This is a genomic window from Saccharopolyspora spinosa NRRL 18395, assembly GCF_000194155.1.
Lineage (GTDB): Bacteria > Actinomycetota > Actinomycetes > Mycobacteriales > Pseudonocardiaceae > Saccharopolyspora > Saccharopolyspora spinosa.
Genome location: NZ_GL877882.1, coordinates 431,509 through 448,448 on the forward strand (window position 1 = coordinate 431,509; position 16,940 = coordinate 448,448).

Genomic DNA, 16,940 nt, shown 5'->3' on the forward strand with positions numbered 1-16,940 from the left:
CCCGCCCCAGTGGATTGCGGATCCAGTATCACCGCCCGTTAGACTGAGTGCGAGGTTGGTCCGTGGTGGCGGGCGGGATGGCTGAATCGGTCTACCCCTTCGTCGCCCAGGTGACGGAGGGGTAGACATGCCTAGGCAGGCGCTCGGAGACATCGGCGGTGGGTCGTCGTCACCGGAGGGGACGGGCTCTGCTCTGGCCTCGCTGCCACCCCGAGATGCCAATGCCCTCGTGCACACGGTACGAGATCGTCTGCGGCTGGCCATCGCGCTCGAGGAAATCCCCGGTGGCTCGAAGCTCAACCAGGTGCAGGTGGCCAAGCAACTGGGGGTCAGCCGCATGCCTGTCCGGGCTGCGGTCACCGAGCTCGTGGCCGAAGGACTGCTGGAGCTGGTGCCCGGTGGTGGCGTCGCGGTCGTCAAGTTGACCGAACAGGACGTCCGGGACGTCTACGAGGTGCGTGCGGCACTGGAAACCACTGCCGCACGACATGTGGCACAGCGCCAGCCGGCATCCGGTCTGGAGCAGATCGAACGGATCGTGAAAGAGCACCACCCCAACGTCGCCACCTACGACGCGGCCAAGCTCCTCGAAAGCGATCGTGCATTTCACATGGCGATCCTCGGAGCGACGGACAACGGCTACTTCGAGCGAGCGATCACGCCCATGTGGTCGACGGTCGAGCGAGCGATGGTCGGGTCGCTTCACATCACGGAAGTCTTCACGACCGCGTGGGACGAGCACGCCGAGATCGCCCAAGCTCTTCGCGCGGGCGACCCGGACCTCGCCGAGGCACGACTCCAGCAGCACCTGGAAGGTGCCGTCGAGCATCTGACCAAGTCGATGTCCGACCGTGGAGAATAGCCTCTCGCACGGGTGGGCTGCGGGGCCGTTGTTGTGAGCCCGGCTAAGGCGAGAGATCAGTCTGGCGCTGTCCAGCCGGAGTCGAGGAGCTGATCGCGGATCGTGCGCTTGACGATCTTCCCGTAACCGGATTTGGGCAGCACTTGCCAGCGGATGAACTGGCGGGGCAGCTTGTACCGGGCGAGTTTGGGGTCGAGCCACTCGCGCAGTTCGTCCTCGTCGGTGTCCGAATCGGGCTGGCGCACCCACACCGCGACACCGATCTCACCCCATTTCGGGTGGGGCATCCCCAAGACCGCGACTTCGGCGACCCCGGGGTGCGCGACGAGCTTCTCCTCGATGTCACGAGGGTGGACGTTGGAGCCGCCGGAGATGTACATGTCCGATGTGCGCCCGGTGATGTAGAGGTAACCGTGCTCGTCGACGGTCCCGATGTCGCCGGTGTGGAACCAGCTTCCCGCGAAGGCGGCTGCGGTCGCCTCTTCGTTTCGAAGGTAGCCCGCGCACACGGCCGGACCTGCTGCGCAGATCTCCCCGATCTCACCGGCAGGCAGTTCGGCGCCGTCTTCACCGAGGATGGCGACCTGCATGCCGGTCCGGGGGCGACCGCAGGTACCGACCTCGATCCCGCTCGGCTGAGGACGTCCATGTTCGGCCGGCGTGAGCACGGTGATGTTGCCGGTCACCTCACCCAAACCGAAGTACTGCACGAGAACCGGGCCGAGAACGCTCAGCGCGTGGTCGCGGTCGGCGTTGAGCATCGGCGCTCCCGCGTAGATGACGTGCCGCAGCGAGGAATGATCGAACTTGTCGACCGACGGGTCCTCAGCGAGCATCTTCAGGATCGTCGGAACGGTGAACATGTTCGTGACCCTTTCCCGCTCGACCAGTTCCCACACCGCCTCGGGCCGCAATCCGGGGCCCTCGGGGATCACCGTGGCGGCACCACGAGCGACCTGGGGCAGCAGGTGCACCCCGGCACCGTGCGAAAGTGGCGCCACCGCAAGGGACACGTCCGTCTCGGACAGGCCCGGCATCAGATCGGCCGCGTGGTTGGTGGTGACGAATCCGAGCTGGTCGTGGATCAGGATCGCGGCCTTGGGCGATCCGCTGGTACCGGACGTGAAGAAATACCAGGCGTGATCACCCAGGTAGACAGTCTCCGGTTCGGGCAAGGCAGCGGGCAGCGCGGCAACGGACTCGGAGGTGGCTCCGTCGCCGATCCACAGCACGCCGCCCGGTAGGCCGGTCACGTCGCGCACCGCGTCGACGTGCGCATCCGACCCGGTCGAGGCAATCATGGAAACAGGTCGGCAGACATCACCGATCACGGCCACATCCGCAGGGGTGAGCCGAACATTGGTCGGAGCGACCGCCGCCCCCACTCGCCAAATGCCGTAGAGCGACTGGATGTACTCGGGGGAGTTGTGACCGTGAAGCAGAACGCAGTCACCCCGACGCACACCCCGGCGACGCAGCTCGGCGCGCACGCGGTCGGCGGCCTCGTCGAGCATCCGCCAGGTCCACCTGGTCTCGCCGTGCACAACCGCAGTGGCCTCGGGCAGCCTGCGCGCGGTCTGGGCGAGCATCTCCGCCACGTTGACAGCACGGATCTGGGCGTTCATCGGCCGGCCTCCAGGACTGTGGCGTAGTTGGCCACGGCTGCGCCGCCCATGTTGAACACCACGGCCCGTTCGGCACGGGGAAGTTGCATCCCGCTGGCTTCGCCGACGAGCTGCATCGCTGCGATCGCGTGTTGGGAGACCCCTGTCGCACCGATTGGATGCCCCTTGGCCTTGAGCCCGCCGGACACGTTCACGGGCAGTTTTCCGTCGCGGTCGGTGCCGCCCTCGACCGGCAGCAGCGTTCCCTTACCCGGCGCGGCAAGCCCGAACGCCTCGTACTGCAGGAGTTCGGCCACGGTGAAGCAATCGTGCGTCTCGATCAGGTCGAGATCGTCCAAGCCGACGCCCGCCTCCGCCAGCGCGGAGCGGAACGCGTTGGCGGCCGCGTCGAAGGAGAGCGGATCAGATCGGGAAGCGAGTGGCATGGGGTCGTTCGCCTGGGCCCGCCCCCGCACGGCGACCGCGCGGCGAGCGGTGCGGGCCACGTCTGCGGTAGTCACCACAACGGCGGCGGCACCGTCGGAGACCATCGAGCAGTCGGTGCGCAGAAGCGGATCGGCAACGACCGGATTACGTTCCGAAGGGGTTGCGCAGAACTCGTAGCCGAGGTCGCGCTGCATGTGGGCGTAGGGGTTGTCGACCCCGTTCCGGTGATTTTTGGCGGCGATGCGTGCGAGAGCGTCACGCGGGTTGCTGTAGCGCTGGGCGTACTGGTTGGCGAGCCAGGCGAACACGGCCGGAAAGCTGCCGTACTGCTGCTCGGTCGGCAGGTATGCGGCGCCGAGCAGGACGTCGTTGACCGTCGCCGCTGGTGCGCGCGTCATTTTCTCGGCCCCGACGACGAGCACGGCGCGGGCGCGTCCGGCCTCGACCATGTCGAATGCGGCGTAGAGCGCGGCGCTACCCGTGGCACAGGCGTTCTCGGAGCGGACCGCACGCACGCGCCCCAACTCAGGTGTTCCGGTCCCGACGAGCGCCGCCTCGAATCGCTGCTGAGTGGTGTCGGTCCCGTACACACCAACGGAGATGGCGTCGATGTCGGCCGCGGTCAGGCCGGCGTCTTCGACGGCTGCGGCGGACACCTCGGCCATCAGAGATTCCACGTCCGGATGGTCGGACTTTCCGAACCGCGTGTGCGCCCAGCCGATCACGTGCGGGTGCTGTGACATCGGAAGACCTCCAAGTGGGGCGGGTCAGAGTCGGATTCCACCGTTAACGTCGAGCACCGCGCCGGTCATGAACGACGAAGCGGACGACCACAGGTACAGCGCCGCCTCCGCGATGTCCTCGGGGTCGGCGAGCCTGCCGAGCAAGGACCGCTCGACGAACGTCGCGTGAAGTGCGGCATCGTCTCCGATCATTCCGGTGGCGGTCGTTCCCGGTGCCACGCAGTTGACCCGGATCTTGCGTGGTGCGAGTTCCCGTGCTGCGCCCTTCGTCAAGCTGATGACAGCGGCTTTGGAGGCCCCGTAGATCGGTCCGCCGAGGTAACCACCGCCGGTGTAGGCGGCTACCGACGCGCAGAGCACGATCGAAGCGTCCAGGGCGAGGTGCGGCGTCGCGGCCTGGATCGAGTTGACCGACCCCATGATGTTGATCATCAGACACCGCTGGGCATCAGCCTGATCCACCTCGAGCAACGGTGTCGACAACGTGATTCCGGCCGGGACGAAGACACTCGTCACCGGGCCGCGTCCAGCAGCGAGAGCGAAGCCCTTTTCCAGGCTTTCGACATCAAGCACGTCGGCGCGAAGATACTGCGCGCCGGGGAAGGCTTCCTGGACCTGCGGAGCCTCCTGAGGCAGATCGAGCACCGTCATCGAGCCCACGCGGGAGGCCGCGAGCCGCACTGCGGCGAGCCCGATACCCCTAGCACCGCCGACGATCACAGCGGACCCGTGCGATTTGCTTTTCTGGTCACTCATGTCGGAGATAGCCATCGAGGCCTCCGTTCGGCGTTGAAGCAGCTCCTCGGTACCACTGACGGTGGGAGGCCACAGCAGAACCCGTCAATTAGTGGAACCATCTTCCCAGCTCGTCGTTCCATATCATGGACGTTGACAAGGAAGAAGCGCAGCATCAGTCTCTTTCCTGTGGCAATGAAAGAAAGACCGGTCCGCAATATGGAACACTCTGGGCGTCGTCGTGCAGGCTCGGAGGCGTTGCAGGGATCTCAGAGTGTGCGCCGTGCGCTCGACCTGCTCTCGCTCGTCGCCTCGTGGGAGCGGCGGGGTGGACTATCGGTTGCCGCTGTTGCTGAGGAAACCGGTCTCGCCAAATCAACGACACACCGGTTGTTGTCCGAACTGCTGCAAGCCGGCTACCTGGAGCAAGGACCTGACCGGCGCTACCGCCTCGGCCCCGAGGCCTACGTGGTGGGCGTCGCCGCCGAGGAGCGTTACGGAGTCCAGCAGCAGTCGCTGGCCGCCGCAACGAGATTGGCCGGGGTCTCGGAGGACGTCGCCGTCGTCTCGATCCGCCGCAGGCATCACCACGTCTGCGTCTACAGAGAAGAGGGCAGGTGGCCGATCCGCAGTCACGTGCTCCAGGTCGGAGATCGGTTGCCGCTGGGAGTCGGCGCCGCCGGTCTGGCCTTCCTAGCCGCGATGGAAGCGGACGAGGCCGTCGCGATAGTTGAGGCCAACGAACCCGAAATCGAGCGTGACTACCGGCCGCTGTCGACAGCGATGATCCTCAAGCTCGTCGAAGAAGCCCGCGAGCGAGGCGGCGTCGCGATTAACCGCGGTATGGTCGTCGACGACTCCGTCGGCATCAGCATGGGCGTGCCGGCTCGCGCCGGACACCCGGTCGTGGCGGTAGGCATCGCGACCATCGCCTCCCGGATGCAACCCGAGCGCGAGCAATGGCTGGAATCCCTGTTGCGCCGGGAAACCGATCATCTCGCCGGACGGAGGGAGATTCGCTGATCACAACGTAACCGTCGTAGACATCTAGGCCCCAGAGCGATTGCGTGCTCATCGAGCGAGTCCGCCCACGCCAGCAGGCTGAGCTCCCGCGGTGGAATGCCGGGCAGTTGCTGGCGTTCACCCTGTAGGTGCAGGTCAATGGCCAGTGTCATCGAAGGAGCGGGAATCACGCGTTGCATTTGGCTCATCGGGCCCCTGCCCGCCTTGCCCTGCGCCCCATCGCCAGTTGCACTTCGACCTGAATCTGCAGTTCACGCGGCCCGGGGAGTGGTGTGATTGCTGCTGGTGCTCCCGGTGGGGTGTCGGTGATCAACGCGGTGATGCGGTGATGCGGTGACCGTCGGCGTCGGTGAAGGTCAGTTGAGCGCCGGGGGGTCTGCGCGCAGGATCAACTGACATAACAGGAAACCGCCGAGACGAGAGAAGGTTTGCCGGGTCGTCACGTCCTGATCCCGCCAAACCAACGAGCAAGACCATAAAACTGAGACCGAAGATCATCGAACAGCCCTGTGAAAGAGGCGGGCTAACGATCCAGCACGTTCGATCTCGTGGGTCAGGTAGCGCGGCGTCATGGTGCGTGTGTTGCTCACGAACGTGCCAAACCCTAACTGTTCGGTAGCGTCCGCACCCGCATCGTCGGGTTCGCGCCGTTGCGGAGGAATGTTTCGAATTCGGCGCGGAGATCGGGCAGGTCTACCGGGTGGCCGGCGAGGGAGCCGAGTAGATCCTGGAGGTCCCAGGTGGCGAGGTGGCCGCAGCGGGCGCTGAACAGTGCGAGCTCGCGGATGGCGAACTCGTCGTGAAAGTCCAGTTCCTACGGCTATTGGCCGGGCAAGTCCGCGTTGGATGCGGTGGGGGTGTGTGCCGGGAACGCTGCTGGACCGGATCAATGAATACCTGGTCCGGTGGATCGTGCAGAAATACAAGCGGTACCGGGGAAGGCGGATGCGGGCGCGCGATGCCCTGGGCAGAACCGTCGCGGCTTACCCACGGCTCAGCATGCGCATCCGCCTACCCGATTGATCTTTGATTCTCGTCGATAGGAGCATCACGGGCCGGGTGGGCGTGCCTCGTACTGCCTAGCCAACCCCAGGACGCGGTTACAGAACGCAACAATCAGCTGTCGCTACAAGTGACCACCTGGATACAGAATCCGCTCAACTGCGAAGAGCCCGCAAATCCGGGCAAACTGATATGGCTGCGCAGAAAGGACACCCGGGGATGGGAGAGCGTCGGGCACCTGTTGGTGGTCGTGAACGATACCGATGGAATTCGGCTTTTCGGCCCGACGGGCGGGCGTGCTCAGCGGCTCATCGAAACCGCACCGTTCGAGCTCCGGGTCATGCGTTTTGATGCGTGATCCGTGCCGCAGCCTCCCTTTCGCTCAGCATAGCCTGTCCAAAAGGGCTATCTTCCCGAATTCGAGTAGCGCGGTGAACCTTCCTGCTTATAAAACCGTGTGTTCGTTGTGAGTGATGTGGCTTGGCCCCGTAGCCGGGTGGCTGAAGCCACCCGACTATCGGATTTTTGCGCGTCACCCAACGAACTTCCAGCGCAGGACACTAGTAAGTGTGCCCGAGGGGGACTTGCACGCTAACTACACGTCTTCGCTTTCCAGGCATCGGGTGAGGTAGGGAGCTGCTTGCTGTTCCGCCTGTCCAGTCGGGAGTCCATCTGGGGCGTCTTGGTGGGACAGGCATCGCCTTGGCCGCTTGGTCTTGAGCCCATGTCAGCGTAGAGGCGTAGGTCTCCAACGCCCTACTCGATGCGTGGAAACAGTCGCCGGTCGCCGGGTACTTGGTCGACTCGCCGTCGAAGGCCGATCGAAATTGGTAGGCGGCTTCTCCGCTCCGCATCCCCGAGTTTGGATCCGCCTTCCTCAGTGACGACTTTAGTCAAAATTTTGCAGTCTGTTGAGGTGTGGCCGTTGTCGTGGTAACTGTCGCGATTGTGGCTGGCTAAATTTCACCATTTCGGAGGTTCGCGGTCGCGCGGGTTTCCGGTGATCGTTATCCTGCCCGGTATTCGGAAAGATCCACTGGAAAGGTCTGCGCTAATGTTGAAGAAACTCCGCGCGCGTGTGCTCGGGGCAGTTCTTGCTTTTAGTGCACTGTCGACAGCGGGCGTGGCTGCACCAGCAACTGCCTCAAGATCGTAGTCGGCGTCGACCTTGGCGGTGAGCCAGGATCAACCAGAGACGTACACCATCGACGTTGCTGGCGTTCGCTTCACCGGTGCCAGCGCTAGGGAGATCTGGGGTGCGTGCGGCACGAATTCCCCAGCGGGCAAGCTGGTTCGCGCCTTCCCGCGCAGTGAGCCTTTCCGGGTAACGGTTGGTCGCTGTGGGTGATCATGTTGTGCGGTCGTGTTCGGTGTGAAGGATGACGAGGGCGGCTTTGACGATGTTCGGGTGCGCCTGCGGATGCCGCGTTGCCGGAGGCTGTCGGGTCTGGGTCTGTTGTGGACCCTGATAGTGGTGTGCCTGCGGGGCAAGCGGCGTCGCCGAGTGGAATGACCGGTCGCGATGCGGATTCCGGTGTGGACTCGGTCGCGGGGCGTGGGGATTCGCATCGTCTGGATGTGTGTCGCCGGATTCGGCGACACCGTCGGCGGAGGGGGCGCAGGCGGCCCCGTTCGTGGATCCAGCGGCGGTCTTGCCGGTGGGCTTGCCGGTGGACGCGGTGCGGGTGCTGGTGCCGGCGGGTGTGGTGTCCCACTGGCGTCCACGCCGCCGCTTGACGCTGCGTCGGTGCGCTGGGCGCGTAGGGCATCGGCGGCTGCCGGTGCGTCCGGTCAGGGTGGGATGCGCTGCTTGCTGCGGTGCGGCCGCGCGGTGGTGGTGGCGTCCAGGGCGGCTTTCTCGAGCGCTAGGACGTGGCCGTGGTCGCGGACCATAACGCTGGCGCCCTCGGGCGCCAGGGTGTGGCGGGCGATCACTGTCCCGGATTCGGTGGCGGCAGGTTGACGACAACCTGGAGAAGATCATCACCTTGCTTGAGGCCGACGATCCCGGCTAGCAAGAGGCGGCTCCCGATGCGTCCTGACAACACCAGCCGATCATCGCGGCCGCCTGTCGGCGCCACGAGTTGGCATGGGCCAAAGCGATCAAAGCGCTATGCGAACTTGACCAGTCCGGCACGCCGGCCACCTTCCAAACTGTCGCCACAGCGGCTGCAGTCTCCCGGTCCTGGCTCTACGCCCAGCCCGACATGCGATCCGAGATCGAACGCCTCTGATGCCGCTTAATGATCTTGGCCAGAGTTGCTCGCTGAAATTCCCCACTCGGGCGTGGTGGTTAGCGTAGCGGTTGCCGGGTGCCGGTGGTGGCTTGGCGGAGGGTGTCGGTGCGGGCTTGGTGGTCATCGGGCCTCGCGGGATGGTCTGTCCGAGCAGGAGGCCAATGCGGCCGCGTGGACGCGTGCTGAAGAGCTGGTGGCGAGAGTGCGGGAGGCGGGTTTGGAGGGCGCGCCGGATGTGCGGCGTACTGCCCGGCCGCCGGTGCATGGTGTTGAGGGTGTGCCGTCGTCTGTGGGGGGTGTTGGGCAGCGCGGGCTGACGGTGGATGAGGCCTTCCGGGCAGGAACGGCCGGGTACACCGCCGCCGGCGTACAGTCCGGTTGCCGGTGGCAGCGTCAACGGCGCGGACCCGGCCGGTGATGCTCCGTCCGTGCCCGGTCATGAGCAGGACCGGCCGGTGACACCGCCGCCGCCGTACAGTCCCGTTGCCGGCGGCGATCTGCCCGGAGCGCATGGTGTGGATGTGCCCGGGAACCGGCCGCTGGAGAGGCGGCCCCGTTCGTGGATCCAGCGGCGGTCTTGCCGGTGGGCTTGCCGGTGGACGCGGTGCGGGTGCTGGTGCCGGCGGGTGTGGTGTCCGCGGATGTGGTGTCTGGTGGCGGGTTGGTTGAGTTCGTGCGGGGTGGTGTTGCGGGTTCTGCTGGTGGTCCTGTGGTGCTGATCGCCGAGGGCGGTGCGGGTGCGGGTGTGGGTGTGGTGGCGGGTCAGGGTTCGGCTCTGGCGCGGGGTGTGGGGCGGGATGTTGTTGCGTTGGTGCCGGGGCCGGGACGGCAAGGACGTTCAGGGCGGTAAGGAGGGTGCCGATGGCAGCGTGCCGGGCGGAAAGCCGGCTCGTGACGTTCCAGAGGTGTCAGGTCATCAGCCGGACCGCCCGGGCGCACCGCTGCAGGCGTATTCCGATGGGGTAGTGGGTTCCGAGCAGCACCGGCCGGACACACCACCACCGGCATATTCAGACACGGTAGTGGGTTCCGAGCAGCGCCAGCCAGGCGCACTGCTGCCAGCACATTCCGATGGGGTCGTGGGGTCTGGGCAGCACCGGCCGGGCGCACCGCTGCCGGCACATTCCGCTGAGGTAGTGGGTTCCGAGCAGGACCGGCCGAGTACACCGCCGCCGCCGTACAGTGCGGTTGCCGGTGGCGATCAGGTGCCCGGAGCGCATGGTGTGGATGTGCCTGGGAACCGGTCGCTGGGGGTGCATGCCTCGCAGACACCGGACTCACCAGCGGTGACCCCAGGTAAGGAGGGTGCCGTTGGCAGTGTGCCGGGCGGGAAGTCGGCTCGTGGTGTTCCAGAGGTGCCAGGTTCCGGGCCGGACCGGCCAGGCGCACCGCTGCCAGCGTATTCCGATGGGGTAGTGGGTTCCGGGCAGGAACGGCCGGGTAACTTTGCATCACAACAACTTCGGCGTGTCACCGCCACACGCACCAGCCGCAGCCACGACGACTACCCAGAGCCACAGATGCTTACCCGGAAAGGGTCAGTGGGGCTCCTGGTGCGGGCGGAACATCGAACCCCCCCTCGGCGGTCGCGGACTCGAGGACACTGGGCAGTGCTTCGGCGGCGGCGTGCAGCTTGAGCGCCGCGAGGTGACCGCGCAGCTGCTGGTAGAGACTGGCCTGCGCTGGTGTGGATGGGGCAGCGTCGAGGGTCGTGTTCAGGGTCGTTTTTTGTTGCTGTCATTGGGTTTCCTCTCTCGCTATGACTTCTCGGCTGGGGCGGGCAGGGGCAGGGTGGTGCGGGCGACGGCTGCGGCGGCGTAGCAGGCGAGATCGATCACGACTTCACCACTGGCGTCCACGCCGCCGCTTGACGCTGCGTCGGTGCGCTGGGCGCGTAGGGCATCGGCGGCTGCCGGTGCGTCCGGTCAGGGTGGGATGCGCTGCTTGCTGCGGTGCGGCCGGGCGAACGCCGGGGCGAGCCCCGCGGGCGCGGGCCGTGGCATGCTGCGTCCGGGACGGGGAAGCGGGTTCAGCGGCGTGGGGTCCCTCGGGGGGAGTTGGGTGGGTGGGTTGTGCGGGCTCAAAAGGAGGGAAAGGCCACGACGGCTAAGGAAGGACTGAACTGGCTGCGTGCACAGGGTCGCGGGGTTGGAGATAAGGCTTGGCGGGAGGCGTGGCGTGGTGTTGTGGAGGCTGGTGTTGCTCATTTGGCAGCACGACGAAGACCACGATGGTCAACGCCACGAATGCCAGATCGGCCATGACGTCCCCCTTCATCGCTCGCCCGACATCAAACTGGATGTGCGCAGCGGTCGCCGCGGGCCGCCGCCAAGGGCTCGCTTGCCTCCCGCGCCGGGGCCGTGTCGTTCGAAGGCACGACCAGCTCGGCTCGCGGCGCAGGACGAGCGGTGGGAATCGACATCGAGACCGTCGACCGCTCGCGAGCACGGACCGCGACCCAACCGCAGAGGACGCCGATGAGCGCGGCACCCGCGAGCGTGCCCAGCCGTACGGCGTCGCTGACGCCTTCCCACGCGAGATCTCCGCGAGTGTGAACCACGAAGCCGTTCAGGAGCATCCAGCCCAACGCCGAGGTGACCAGTGCACCCGGGGCGTTGCGGATCGCGGCGGCGTACCCGCCGACGACGAGGCTGAGCACGACCAACCCGGCCACCGGCTCGCCCGACCACCAAGCAGCCACGCTGGCAGGCACCGTCCCGACCGCTACGACGAAGTAACCCACCGCCGACGACGTCGCGGGCCCTGCCACGGACCGACGCGCCGGGCCACAATTCCGGAAATCACGCATCGCCACGCCCCCTGCCTTCGTCCGCAGGCGGTTACCACCCCAGTCAAGCTCGCCAGGAACCCGCGACCAGGGGTCTTGACGCAATTACTACGGAAAGCGACGGAAACCTGACGATGGTGCGCATGGCTCGTCCGGTGTTTGTGGGTGTGAAGCCGCCGGAGCGGGTGGCGTTTGATTTGGTGGTGGATGAGGTTGCGGTCACGCTGCATCGGGCAACGCGAGATGGTCTGTCCGAGCAAGCGGCTGGTGAGGCCGCGCGGGCGCGTGCTGAAGAGCTGGCGGTGAGGGTGCGGGAGGCGGGTTTGGAGGGTGCGCCGGATTTGCGGCGTACTGCCCGGCCTCCGGTGTGTGGTGCTGAGGGTGGTGTGTCGTCGTCTGTGGGGGGTGGCGATCAGCCCGTCGGCCAGCAGGTCGCGAGCGATCACCCAATCCACCTGACCATCCGCGCCCACATTGAGCTTCATGGCGATCTCATACGGATTCCGGCTGTCGTACCGCAGCTCCACACCAACCGGGGCGATCACACCCGCCGGGGCTACCAGGTTGAAGATCATGGTGGCGAGCACCGTGCCGTGATCGTTTGCCACGAATGCCAGATCGGCCATGACGTCCCCCTTCATCGCTCGCCCGACGCGAAGCCGTTCAGGAACAACCAGCCCAACACCGAGGTGACCAGTGCACCCGGGGCATTGCGGATCGCGGCGGCATACCCGCCGACGACGAGGCTGAGCACGACCAACCCGGCCACCGGCTCGCCCGACCACCAGGCAGCCACGCTGGCGGGCAGCGTCCCGACCGCTACGACGAGGTAACCCACCGCCGACGACGTCGCGGGCCCTGCCACGGACCGACGCGCCGGGCCACAATTCCGGAAATCACGCATCGCCACGCCCCCTGCCTTCGTCCGCAGGCGGTGAACGCTTGACGGTGGGGCGGGACATGCCGCAGGGCACCGGGGTGGAGTCGGTGATCCACACGGTGTCATGCCAGAAGTCGGTGTCGCGGGCCAGTACCCGGATGATCCGTTTGATCCGCGGCAGTGCGGCACGCAGGCGCTTGTTGTACCCGGACTGTCCGGGCAGGTAGGGGAACAGATGCCGCAGGTGTGTGCGGGTGTAGCGCAGCCATCGGGCCTCATTGTGAAAGCCCAGCATCGCCTGCATGACGGCCAGGCACAGTAACTCGGAGTGGCTGAGCTTGGGTGGCCGACCAGGCAGCCGAGCCGAACCGGCCAGGTCATCGTCGATTTTGACGTAGAGTGCGATCACGAGGGTGTCCAGGTCTGTCGGTTGTGCGGGCTCAAAACGAGGGAGGGGCCACGACGGCTGACGAAGGACGGAAATGGCTTCGTACACAGGGGGTCGGGGTTGGAGATAAGGCTTGGCTGGCTGCGTGGCGTGCTGCGTCCGGGACGGATAAGCGGGTTCACCGGCCCGGGGTCCCTCGGGAGGAGTTGGTTGGGTGGGTTGTGCGGGCTCAAACCGAGGGACGAGCCACGACGATTGAGGCAGGACGGAAATGGCTTCGTACACAGGGGGTCGGGGTTGAAAATCAGGCTTGGCGGGTTGCGTGGCGTGGTGTTGTGGGTAGTGTCGGATGTACTCCGTAAGCGCCGCGCGTAGGTGCCGTTCGCCGAAGATCAACAGGCGGTCGGTGAGTTCGGGTCGGACGGTGCGCACGAACCGTTCAGGAAAACAGTTCGCCCGCGGGCAGCGCGGGGGAGTCTTGACTACGCGGATGCTTGCATCGGCGAGGACCGCTTCGAACGACGTGGTGAACTGGCCGGGGATCATGCCCGACCACGGACAACGCCCAGGTCAGCAGCACTGAAGGATTTCTGAAGCGCTACGAGCAGTTCCGCGAACGGCGCGGGGACTGGCGAGGGCGGGTCGCCGAGACGCAGCAGCACCCTGATCACCGTCTCTGATGACATCGTCGACGGTGAGCCGGACGAGTAAGGAGGCCGCGCGTCTCGCGGATGTCCAAGCGGGTGCCGGGTGTCCATCCGAGGGCGTGCAGGAGGGCGTGATCGGCAGCCCCCAGAGGAGCTAGCTAGACGAGTAAGTCTGAATACGATCAGTGATCGTAGGCGGTGAGTGAGCGAGTGACTGGCTGGCCGGTGCGGAAGTTGTGCCAGATCGCGGCGGCCAGGGCCAGCACACGCTGGGCCACGCGCACGCTGACGCCCTCGGCCGTGCGGGCGCCGTGTTGTTCCAGGTCCAGCTGGCCCTTCAGGGTGTCGTTGACCGACTCGATGAGTTGGCGGACTTTCTTGAGCATCGGCTCGCCTGCTCGCAGGACCTCCTTCTTGCGCGACGGGCGCAGCAGCGTGATGCCCTGTTCGGACAGTGATCGTTCGAAGGTCTTCGAGGCGAACCCCTTGTCACTGATCAGCAGCAGCCCGGCCCGGTCCTTGATCATCTCGGCGTCGACCGGCGTGGCCGACACCCGGCCGGAAGGATCCACCCGGGCCATCCCGTAGGTCACCGGCAGCTCGCGGTGCCGGGCGATGACCGGGAGAGGCAGACCGTGGCCCTCGCCGCGCCCCGCGTCGGCTGGGCAGCCGCGGTCGGTGATCGTGGGCGGCACCAGCCCCGTGATGATCCGCTCACGCATGGCCACCGCCCCGGTGACCAGCGAGGACCCGGAAAAAACACGCCTGCGGACAGAGGAAGTCGCGACGGCTGCAGCGCCGTCGCGACACGGTGTTCAAGTACTCTTCGCGCTGGGGAAATCTCACCAGTTTTTGTGTCCGAGGGGGACTTGCACACTATCCACCCGCCTTCTGCTTCCCGAAATCGGTTGAGGCAGAAGGCGTTTGCTGTCCAACGCGTCCCGTCGGGGCCCGCCTGGGGCACCGTGGCGGGACATATGAGGCTGCCTCGTGGGCTGCGGAAACATCGATTTGTTCGCGGGTAGGACGGGTGCTGTCGGGTCCTGGTGTGTCCCAAACGTGCCGGTGGCAGATCTAGCGTGCGCCTAATTAGCCGGGTTTTCATGCGGGAGTCGATCGAGTACCCGACGATCTTGTTCGAGTAGCAGTCCTTGACCGCACACAGATACAGCTTGCCCTCGTTGGTGGGGTGTTCGGTGATATCGGTCAACCATTTCACAGGTGATCACCTTGGCGGCTCCTGCGGGGCCGCCTGCTTTCCGCGCATAGGTCGGGTGCGTAGGCGAGCAATGGCCGGGTACCCGAAGCGCTGTGCACGTGAACACGGTGACTTTGTTTCCCTAGCCTCGGGTTGGTCGTTTGGCGAAGCTGATCGCGTCGAGCCTGGAGGGGGGTTGCTGGCTGGGTACGGGGCGGGTGGGAGTTGGGTGGGTGGGTTGTGCGGGCTCAAAACGAGGGAGGGGCCATGACGCCTGAGGCAGGACGGAACTGGCTGCGTGCACAGGGTCGCGGAGTTGACGATAACGCTTGGGGGGCTGCGTGGCGTGCTGCGTCCGGGACGGGGAAGCGGGTGCAGCGGCGGGGGGAGTTGGGTGGGTGGGTTGTGCGGGCTCAAAACGAGGGAAAGGCCACGACGGCTGGCGAAGGACGGAACTGGCTGCATGCCCAGGGTCGCGGAGTTGACAAAGATGTTTGGCGGGAGGCGTGGCGTGCTGCGTTCGGGAAGGGGAAGGGGGTTCAGCGGAGTGGGCTCTCTCTGGGGGAGTTGGGTGGGTGGGTTGTGCGGGCTCAAAACGAGGGAAAGGCCACCCGCACCCCCCGCGCCGACCCCAACAGGGCACTCACGACAGAACCGGCAGCCCCCAGCACGTGCTCACAGTTGTCCAGCACGATCAACAACCGCTTGTCCGCCAGGAACTCCACCAACGCGGTCAACGGCTCACCCGCCGACAGATCCGGCACCTCCAGCGCCGCCGTCACCGCGCTCACCAGCATCGCGGAATCCTGCAACTGGGCCAGCTCCACCAGCCACACACCATCCGGGAAAGCCCGCCGCACCCCCCGGGCCACATGCAAGGCCAGCCGGGTCTTGCCCACCCCAGGCGGGCCGGTCAACGTCACCAGCCGCGACCTCGACAGCCGCTTCTTCACCTCAGCCGACATCCGCCGCCGACCCACAAAGCTCGTCGCTTCGGGGGGAAGCTGCCCGCCGCGGGCCTGGAACACAGTACTCATCAGCAGCAGCAGTCTCAGGAGTTACACCGTTAAAATTACAGTCCCGCAGTGCTCGACATTGAGCTTACGGGGGCTGTTCGGTCAGTGCTACTAGGGCTTTGTCACTTGTAGATCATCTGTGGGGTGATCTTGGGGTCATTGCGGCTGTATTGGATGCTGTTCGTGACCGTCTTGAGCGGTTCGCGGGTGAGGTGTTCACCTCGTTTTCCCGGCGGGAGCAGCGGCGCAATGGTGGCCTGTGATGCTGGACGGGCGCCGGAAGTCGATGCAGCCGATCGCGGAGCGGCTGGGTGTGGATCACCAGCGGTTGCAGCAGTTCATCACATCCTCGACGTGGGATTAGTCCGGCGACTGGTTTATCCTCCGCCAACCCGGGATGTGATGGACCAAGCGCCCGGCGGGTTCCACTTCGGCAGATGCCTTGACCGTGATCGAGTTGGACAGTGTCGAGGTTCGTGGGGGCGAGGTGGGGAGCCGCCCCGGTGGAGGGGCGCGTTGGGGCGGCTCGACCCTCGCGGAGCGTGCGCTGCGGGTATGTGACGCGCCCACGCTGGACGTTCAGCGATGTGATCGCGGGCCTTGGCAGGGGCGATCGACGGTGCGGTTCGCTGCGGTGATCACGGTTGTCCACGGTGGGAGCCGGCTGCTGGGTTCTGGTGCACGACGCCAGTGGCAGGTGTCCTGTGGGTGGGCAACGATGACCTGCCCGCCGCGTGGGATGGCGTGGACCCGCCGGCTGCGCAACTTCGGGGCGATGTCGGCGTGTGCTCGTGGGCGGGGTTCGGTGAGGATGGTCCACCAGGTTGTGGTGGTGTCGACCCACACCGGCCCTGCTTGTAGGTTCCGTTCGAGGTGTTGGACGACCGTGTCGGCCGGCCAGTCCGGCAGGACGACGGCGTCGAGCGGCTCGCCGGTGCGCAGGATCAAGCGGCGATGAACTGCATCGAAGGTCACCGGCCAGCCCAACTTCAGCCGGTACCAGTCCGCGGCGCGGACCAGGTCAAGCCGCTGGGCATCGGCGTCTTCCTGCGGCGGCATACCCAGAATCCTTCCGTGTTTGGGTGGCATGACGGTCTTCCTGTTCCTCGGTTGACGATGGCCGGGGCGCGGCATTCGCGGGTACTGCGTAGTAGTCGGCGCCGAAGGCGAAGGACGCCCCGAAAAGCGGCGTTGCGGTGCGGCGATGCCGGGTTCGGGCTCCCGGTGCTGCCAGCGGGGCGTGTGTAGAGATGGCGTCGCGCACGGCGGCCCGCAGCCGCCCGGCTTCCAGCGGCGCCGACGTGATCGGCCCGTGCGGGGTGACCGTCAGGGTCACTCCTCCCGGGGCCAGTCCCACGCGCAGCCGAGCC

Annotated in this window: 16 protein-coding genes and 4 pseudogenes; 6 read left to right on the top strand and 14 right to left on the bottom strand. The window is 66.2% G+C overall.

Annotated elements, in window-relative coordinates; translation table 11 throughout:
- Positions 1-127: 127 nt before the first annotated feature.
- A complete protein-coding gene (locus SSPN_RS0137525; RefSeq protein WP_044576830.1) occupies positions 128-862 on the top strand; it encodes a GntR family transcriptional regulator in 735 nt (244 codons plus the stop codon).
- Positions 863-918: 56 nt separating this feature from the next.
- On the opposite strand, the gene SSPN_RS0137530 is transcribed toward SSPN_RS0137525, so the two are convergent.
- From SSPN_RS0137530 to SSPN_RS0137540, 3 genes are read right to left on the bottom strand one after another with little or no spacing between them, the layout of a single operon-like run.
- Positions 919-2,487 (bottom strand): AMP-binding protein, encoded by a 1,569-nt coding sequence (locus tag SSPN_RS0137530; RefSeq protein ID WP_010315160.1) that lies wholly within the window; start codon positions 2,485-2,487, stop codon positions 919-921.
- Positions 2,484-3,656, bottom strand: a complete 1,173-nt coding sequence (locus SSPN_RS0137535) for a thiolase domain-containing protein (protein ID WP_010315161.1) — start codon at positions 3,654-3,656, stop codon at positions 2,484-2,486. Before SSPN_RS0137535 ends, SSPN_RS0137530 begins: the two co-directional genes overlap by 4 nt.
- A gap of 24 nt (positions 3,657-3,680) precedes the next feature.
- Positions 3,681-4,427: an SDR family NAD(P)-dependent oxidoreductase gene (locus tag SSPN_RS0137540; RefSeq protein WP_010315162.1), complete on the bottom strand. Its 747-nt coding sequence runs from the start codon at positions 4,425-4,427 to the stop codon at positions 3,681-3,683.
- Positions 4,428-4,667: 240 nt separating this feature from the next.
- Between SSPN_RS0137540 and SSPN_RS0137545 the strand changes: the two genes are divergently transcribed.
- From SSPN_RS0137545 to SSPN_RS0137555, 3 genes are all read left to right on the top strand, one after another.
- A complete protein-coding gene (locus SSPN_RS0137545) occupies positions 4,668-5,414 on the top strand; it encodes an IclR family transcriptional regulator (protein ID WP_202799004.1) in 747 nt (248 codons plus the stop codon).
- An 861-nt stretch (positions 5,415-6,275) separates the two neighbouring features.
- Positions 6,276-6,437 (top strand): hypothetical protein, encoded by a 162-nt coding sequence (locus SSPN_RS57320; RefSeq protein ID WP_010315165.1) that lies wholly within the window; start codon positions 6,276-6,278, stop codon positions 6,435-6,437.
- A gap of 109 nt (positions 6,438-6,546) precedes the next feature.
- Entirely contained in the window at positions 6,547-6,774 is a 228-nt protein-coding gene (locus SSPN_RS0137555) for a hypothetical protein (protein WP_010315167.1), read from the top strand.
- 202 nt (positions 6,775-6,976) lie between these two features.
- On the opposite strand, the gene SSPN_RS63175 is transcribed toward SSPN_RS0137555, so the two are convergent.
- A complete protein-coding gene (locus SSPN_RS63175) occupies positions 6,977-7,297 on the bottom strand; it encodes a putative T7SS-secreted protein (protein WP_394378902.1) in 321 nt (106 codons plus the stop codon).
- A gap of 1,933 nt (positions 7,298-9,230) precedes the next feature.
- On the opposite strand from SSPN_RS63175, the gene SSPN_RS56045 reads away from it, so the two are divergent.
- Entirely contained in the window at positions 9,231-9,503 is a 273-nt protein-coding gene (locus SSPN_RS56045; protein WP_237710942.1) for a hypothetical protein, read from the top strand.
- Positions 9,504-9,663: 160 nt separating this feature from the next.
- Here SSPN_RS56045 and SSPN_RS0137565 read toward each other — a convergent pair whose 3' ends face one another.
- From SSPN_RS0137565 to SSPN_RS0137600, 8 genes and pseudogenes are all read right to left on the bottom strand, one after another.
- Positions 9,664-9,912: a hypothetical protein gene (locus SSPN_RS0137565; protein WP_148272112.1), complete on the bottom strand. Its 249-nt coding sequence runs from the start codon at positions 9,910-9,912 to the stop codon at positions 9,664-9,666.
- Between the two features lie 1,031 nt (positions 9,913-10,943).
- Entirely contained in the window at positions 10,944-11,354 is a 411-nt protein-coding gene (locus tag SSPN_RS61115) for a hypothetical protein (protein ID WP_237710943.1), read from the bottom strand.
- A 23-nt stretch (positions 11,355-11,377) separates the two neighbouring features.
- Positions 11,378-12,067 (bottom strand): SsgA family sporulation/cell division regulator, encoded by a 690-nt coding sequence (locus SSPN_RS61120; RefSeq protein WP_237710944.1) that lies wholly within the window; start codon positions 12,065-12,067, stop codon positions 11,378-11,380.
- A gap of 11 nt (positions 12,068-12,078) precedes the next feature.
- Positions 12,079-12,279: a hypothetical protein gene (locus tag SSPN_RS0137585; protein ID WP_010315180.1), complete on the bottom strand. Its 201-nt coding sequence runs from the start codon at positions 12,277-12,279 to the stop codon at positions 12,079-12,081.
- 97 nt (positions 12,280-12,376) lie between these two features.
- Positions 12,377-12,805, bottom strand: a pseudogene (locus tag SSPN_RS47885) (transposase family protein); the annotation flags it as partial.
- Positions 12,806-13,538: 733 nt separating this feature from the next.
- Positions 13,539-13,898: pseudogene (locus SSPN_RS47890) on the bottom strand (transposase); the annotation flags it as partial.
- A gap of 530 nt (positions 13,899-14,428) precedes the next feature.
- Positions 14,429-14,569 (bottom strand): annotated as a pseudogene (locus SSPN_RS53110) (DDE-type integrase/transposase/recombinase); the annotation flags it as partial.
- A gap of 575 nt (positions 14,570-15,144) precedes the next feature.
- Positions 15,145-15,591: an AAA family ATPase gene (locus SSPN_RS0137600; protein ID WP_083822330.1), complete on the bottom strand. Its 447-nt coding sequence runs from the start codon at positions 15,589-15,591 to the stop codon at positions 15,145-15,147.
- A gap of 137 nt (positions 15,592-15,728) precedes the next feature.
- Between SSPN_RS0137600 and SSPN_RS63180 the strand changes: the two are divergent.
- A pseudogene (locus SSPN_RS63180) lies at positions 15,729-15,931 on the top strand (transposase); the annotation flags it as partial.
- A 218-nt stretch (positions 15,932-16,149) separates the two neighbouring features.
- On the opposite strand, the gene SSPN_RS0137610 reads toward SSPN_RS63180, so the two are convergent.
- Both SSPN_RS0137610 and SSPN_RS61130 read right to left on the bottom strand, forming a co-directional pair.
- The gene (locus tag SSPN_RS0137610) at positions 16,150-16,629 is read right to left on the bottom strand and encodes a hypothetical protein (protein ID WP_010315192.1); all 480 of its coding nucleotides are present in this window, start codon (positions 16,627-16,629) and stop codon (positions 16,150-16,152) included.
- Positions 16,592-16,940: hypothetical protein (locus tag SSPN_RS61130; protein WP_237710946.1), on the bottom strand; the 349-nt coding region annotated here is incomplete at its 5' end. The genes SSPN_RS0137610 and SSPN_RS61130, both read right to left, overlap by 38 nt.

Coding starts and splice junctions, on each gene's coding strand:
- SSPN_RS0137525 (WP_044576830.1), top strand. CDS start 128: ATGCCTAGGCAGGCGCTCGGAGACATCGGCGGTGGGTCGTCGTCACCG.
- SSPN_RS0137530 (WP_010315160.1), bottom strand. CDS start 2,487: ATGAACGCCCAGATCCGTGCTGTCAACGTGGCGGAGATGCTCGCCCAG.
- SSPN_RS0137535 (WP_010315161.1), bottom strand. CDS start 3,656: ATGTCACAGCACCCGCACGTGATCGGCTGGGCGCACACGCGGTTCGGA.
- SSPN_RS0137540 (WP_010315162.1), bottom strand. CDS start 4,427: ATGGCTATCTCCGACATGAGTGACCAGAAAAGCAAATCGCACGGGTCC.
- SSPN_RS0137565 (WP_148272112.1), bottom strand. CDS start 9,912: ATGCACCCCCAGCGACCGGTTCCCAGGCACATCCACACCATGCGCTCC.
- SSPN_RS61120 (WP_237710944.1), bottom strand. CDS start 12,067: ATGGCCGATCTGGCATTCGTGGCAAACGATCACGGCACGGTGCTCGCC.
- SSPN_RS0137600 (WP_083822330.1), bottom strand. CDS start 15,591: ATGAGTACTGTGTTCCAGGCCCGCGGCGGGCAGCTTCCCCCCGAAGCG.
- SSPN_RS0137610 (WP_010315192.1), bottom strand. CDS start 16,629: ATGCCGCCGCAGGAAGACGCCGATGCCCAGCGGCTTGACCTGGTCCGC.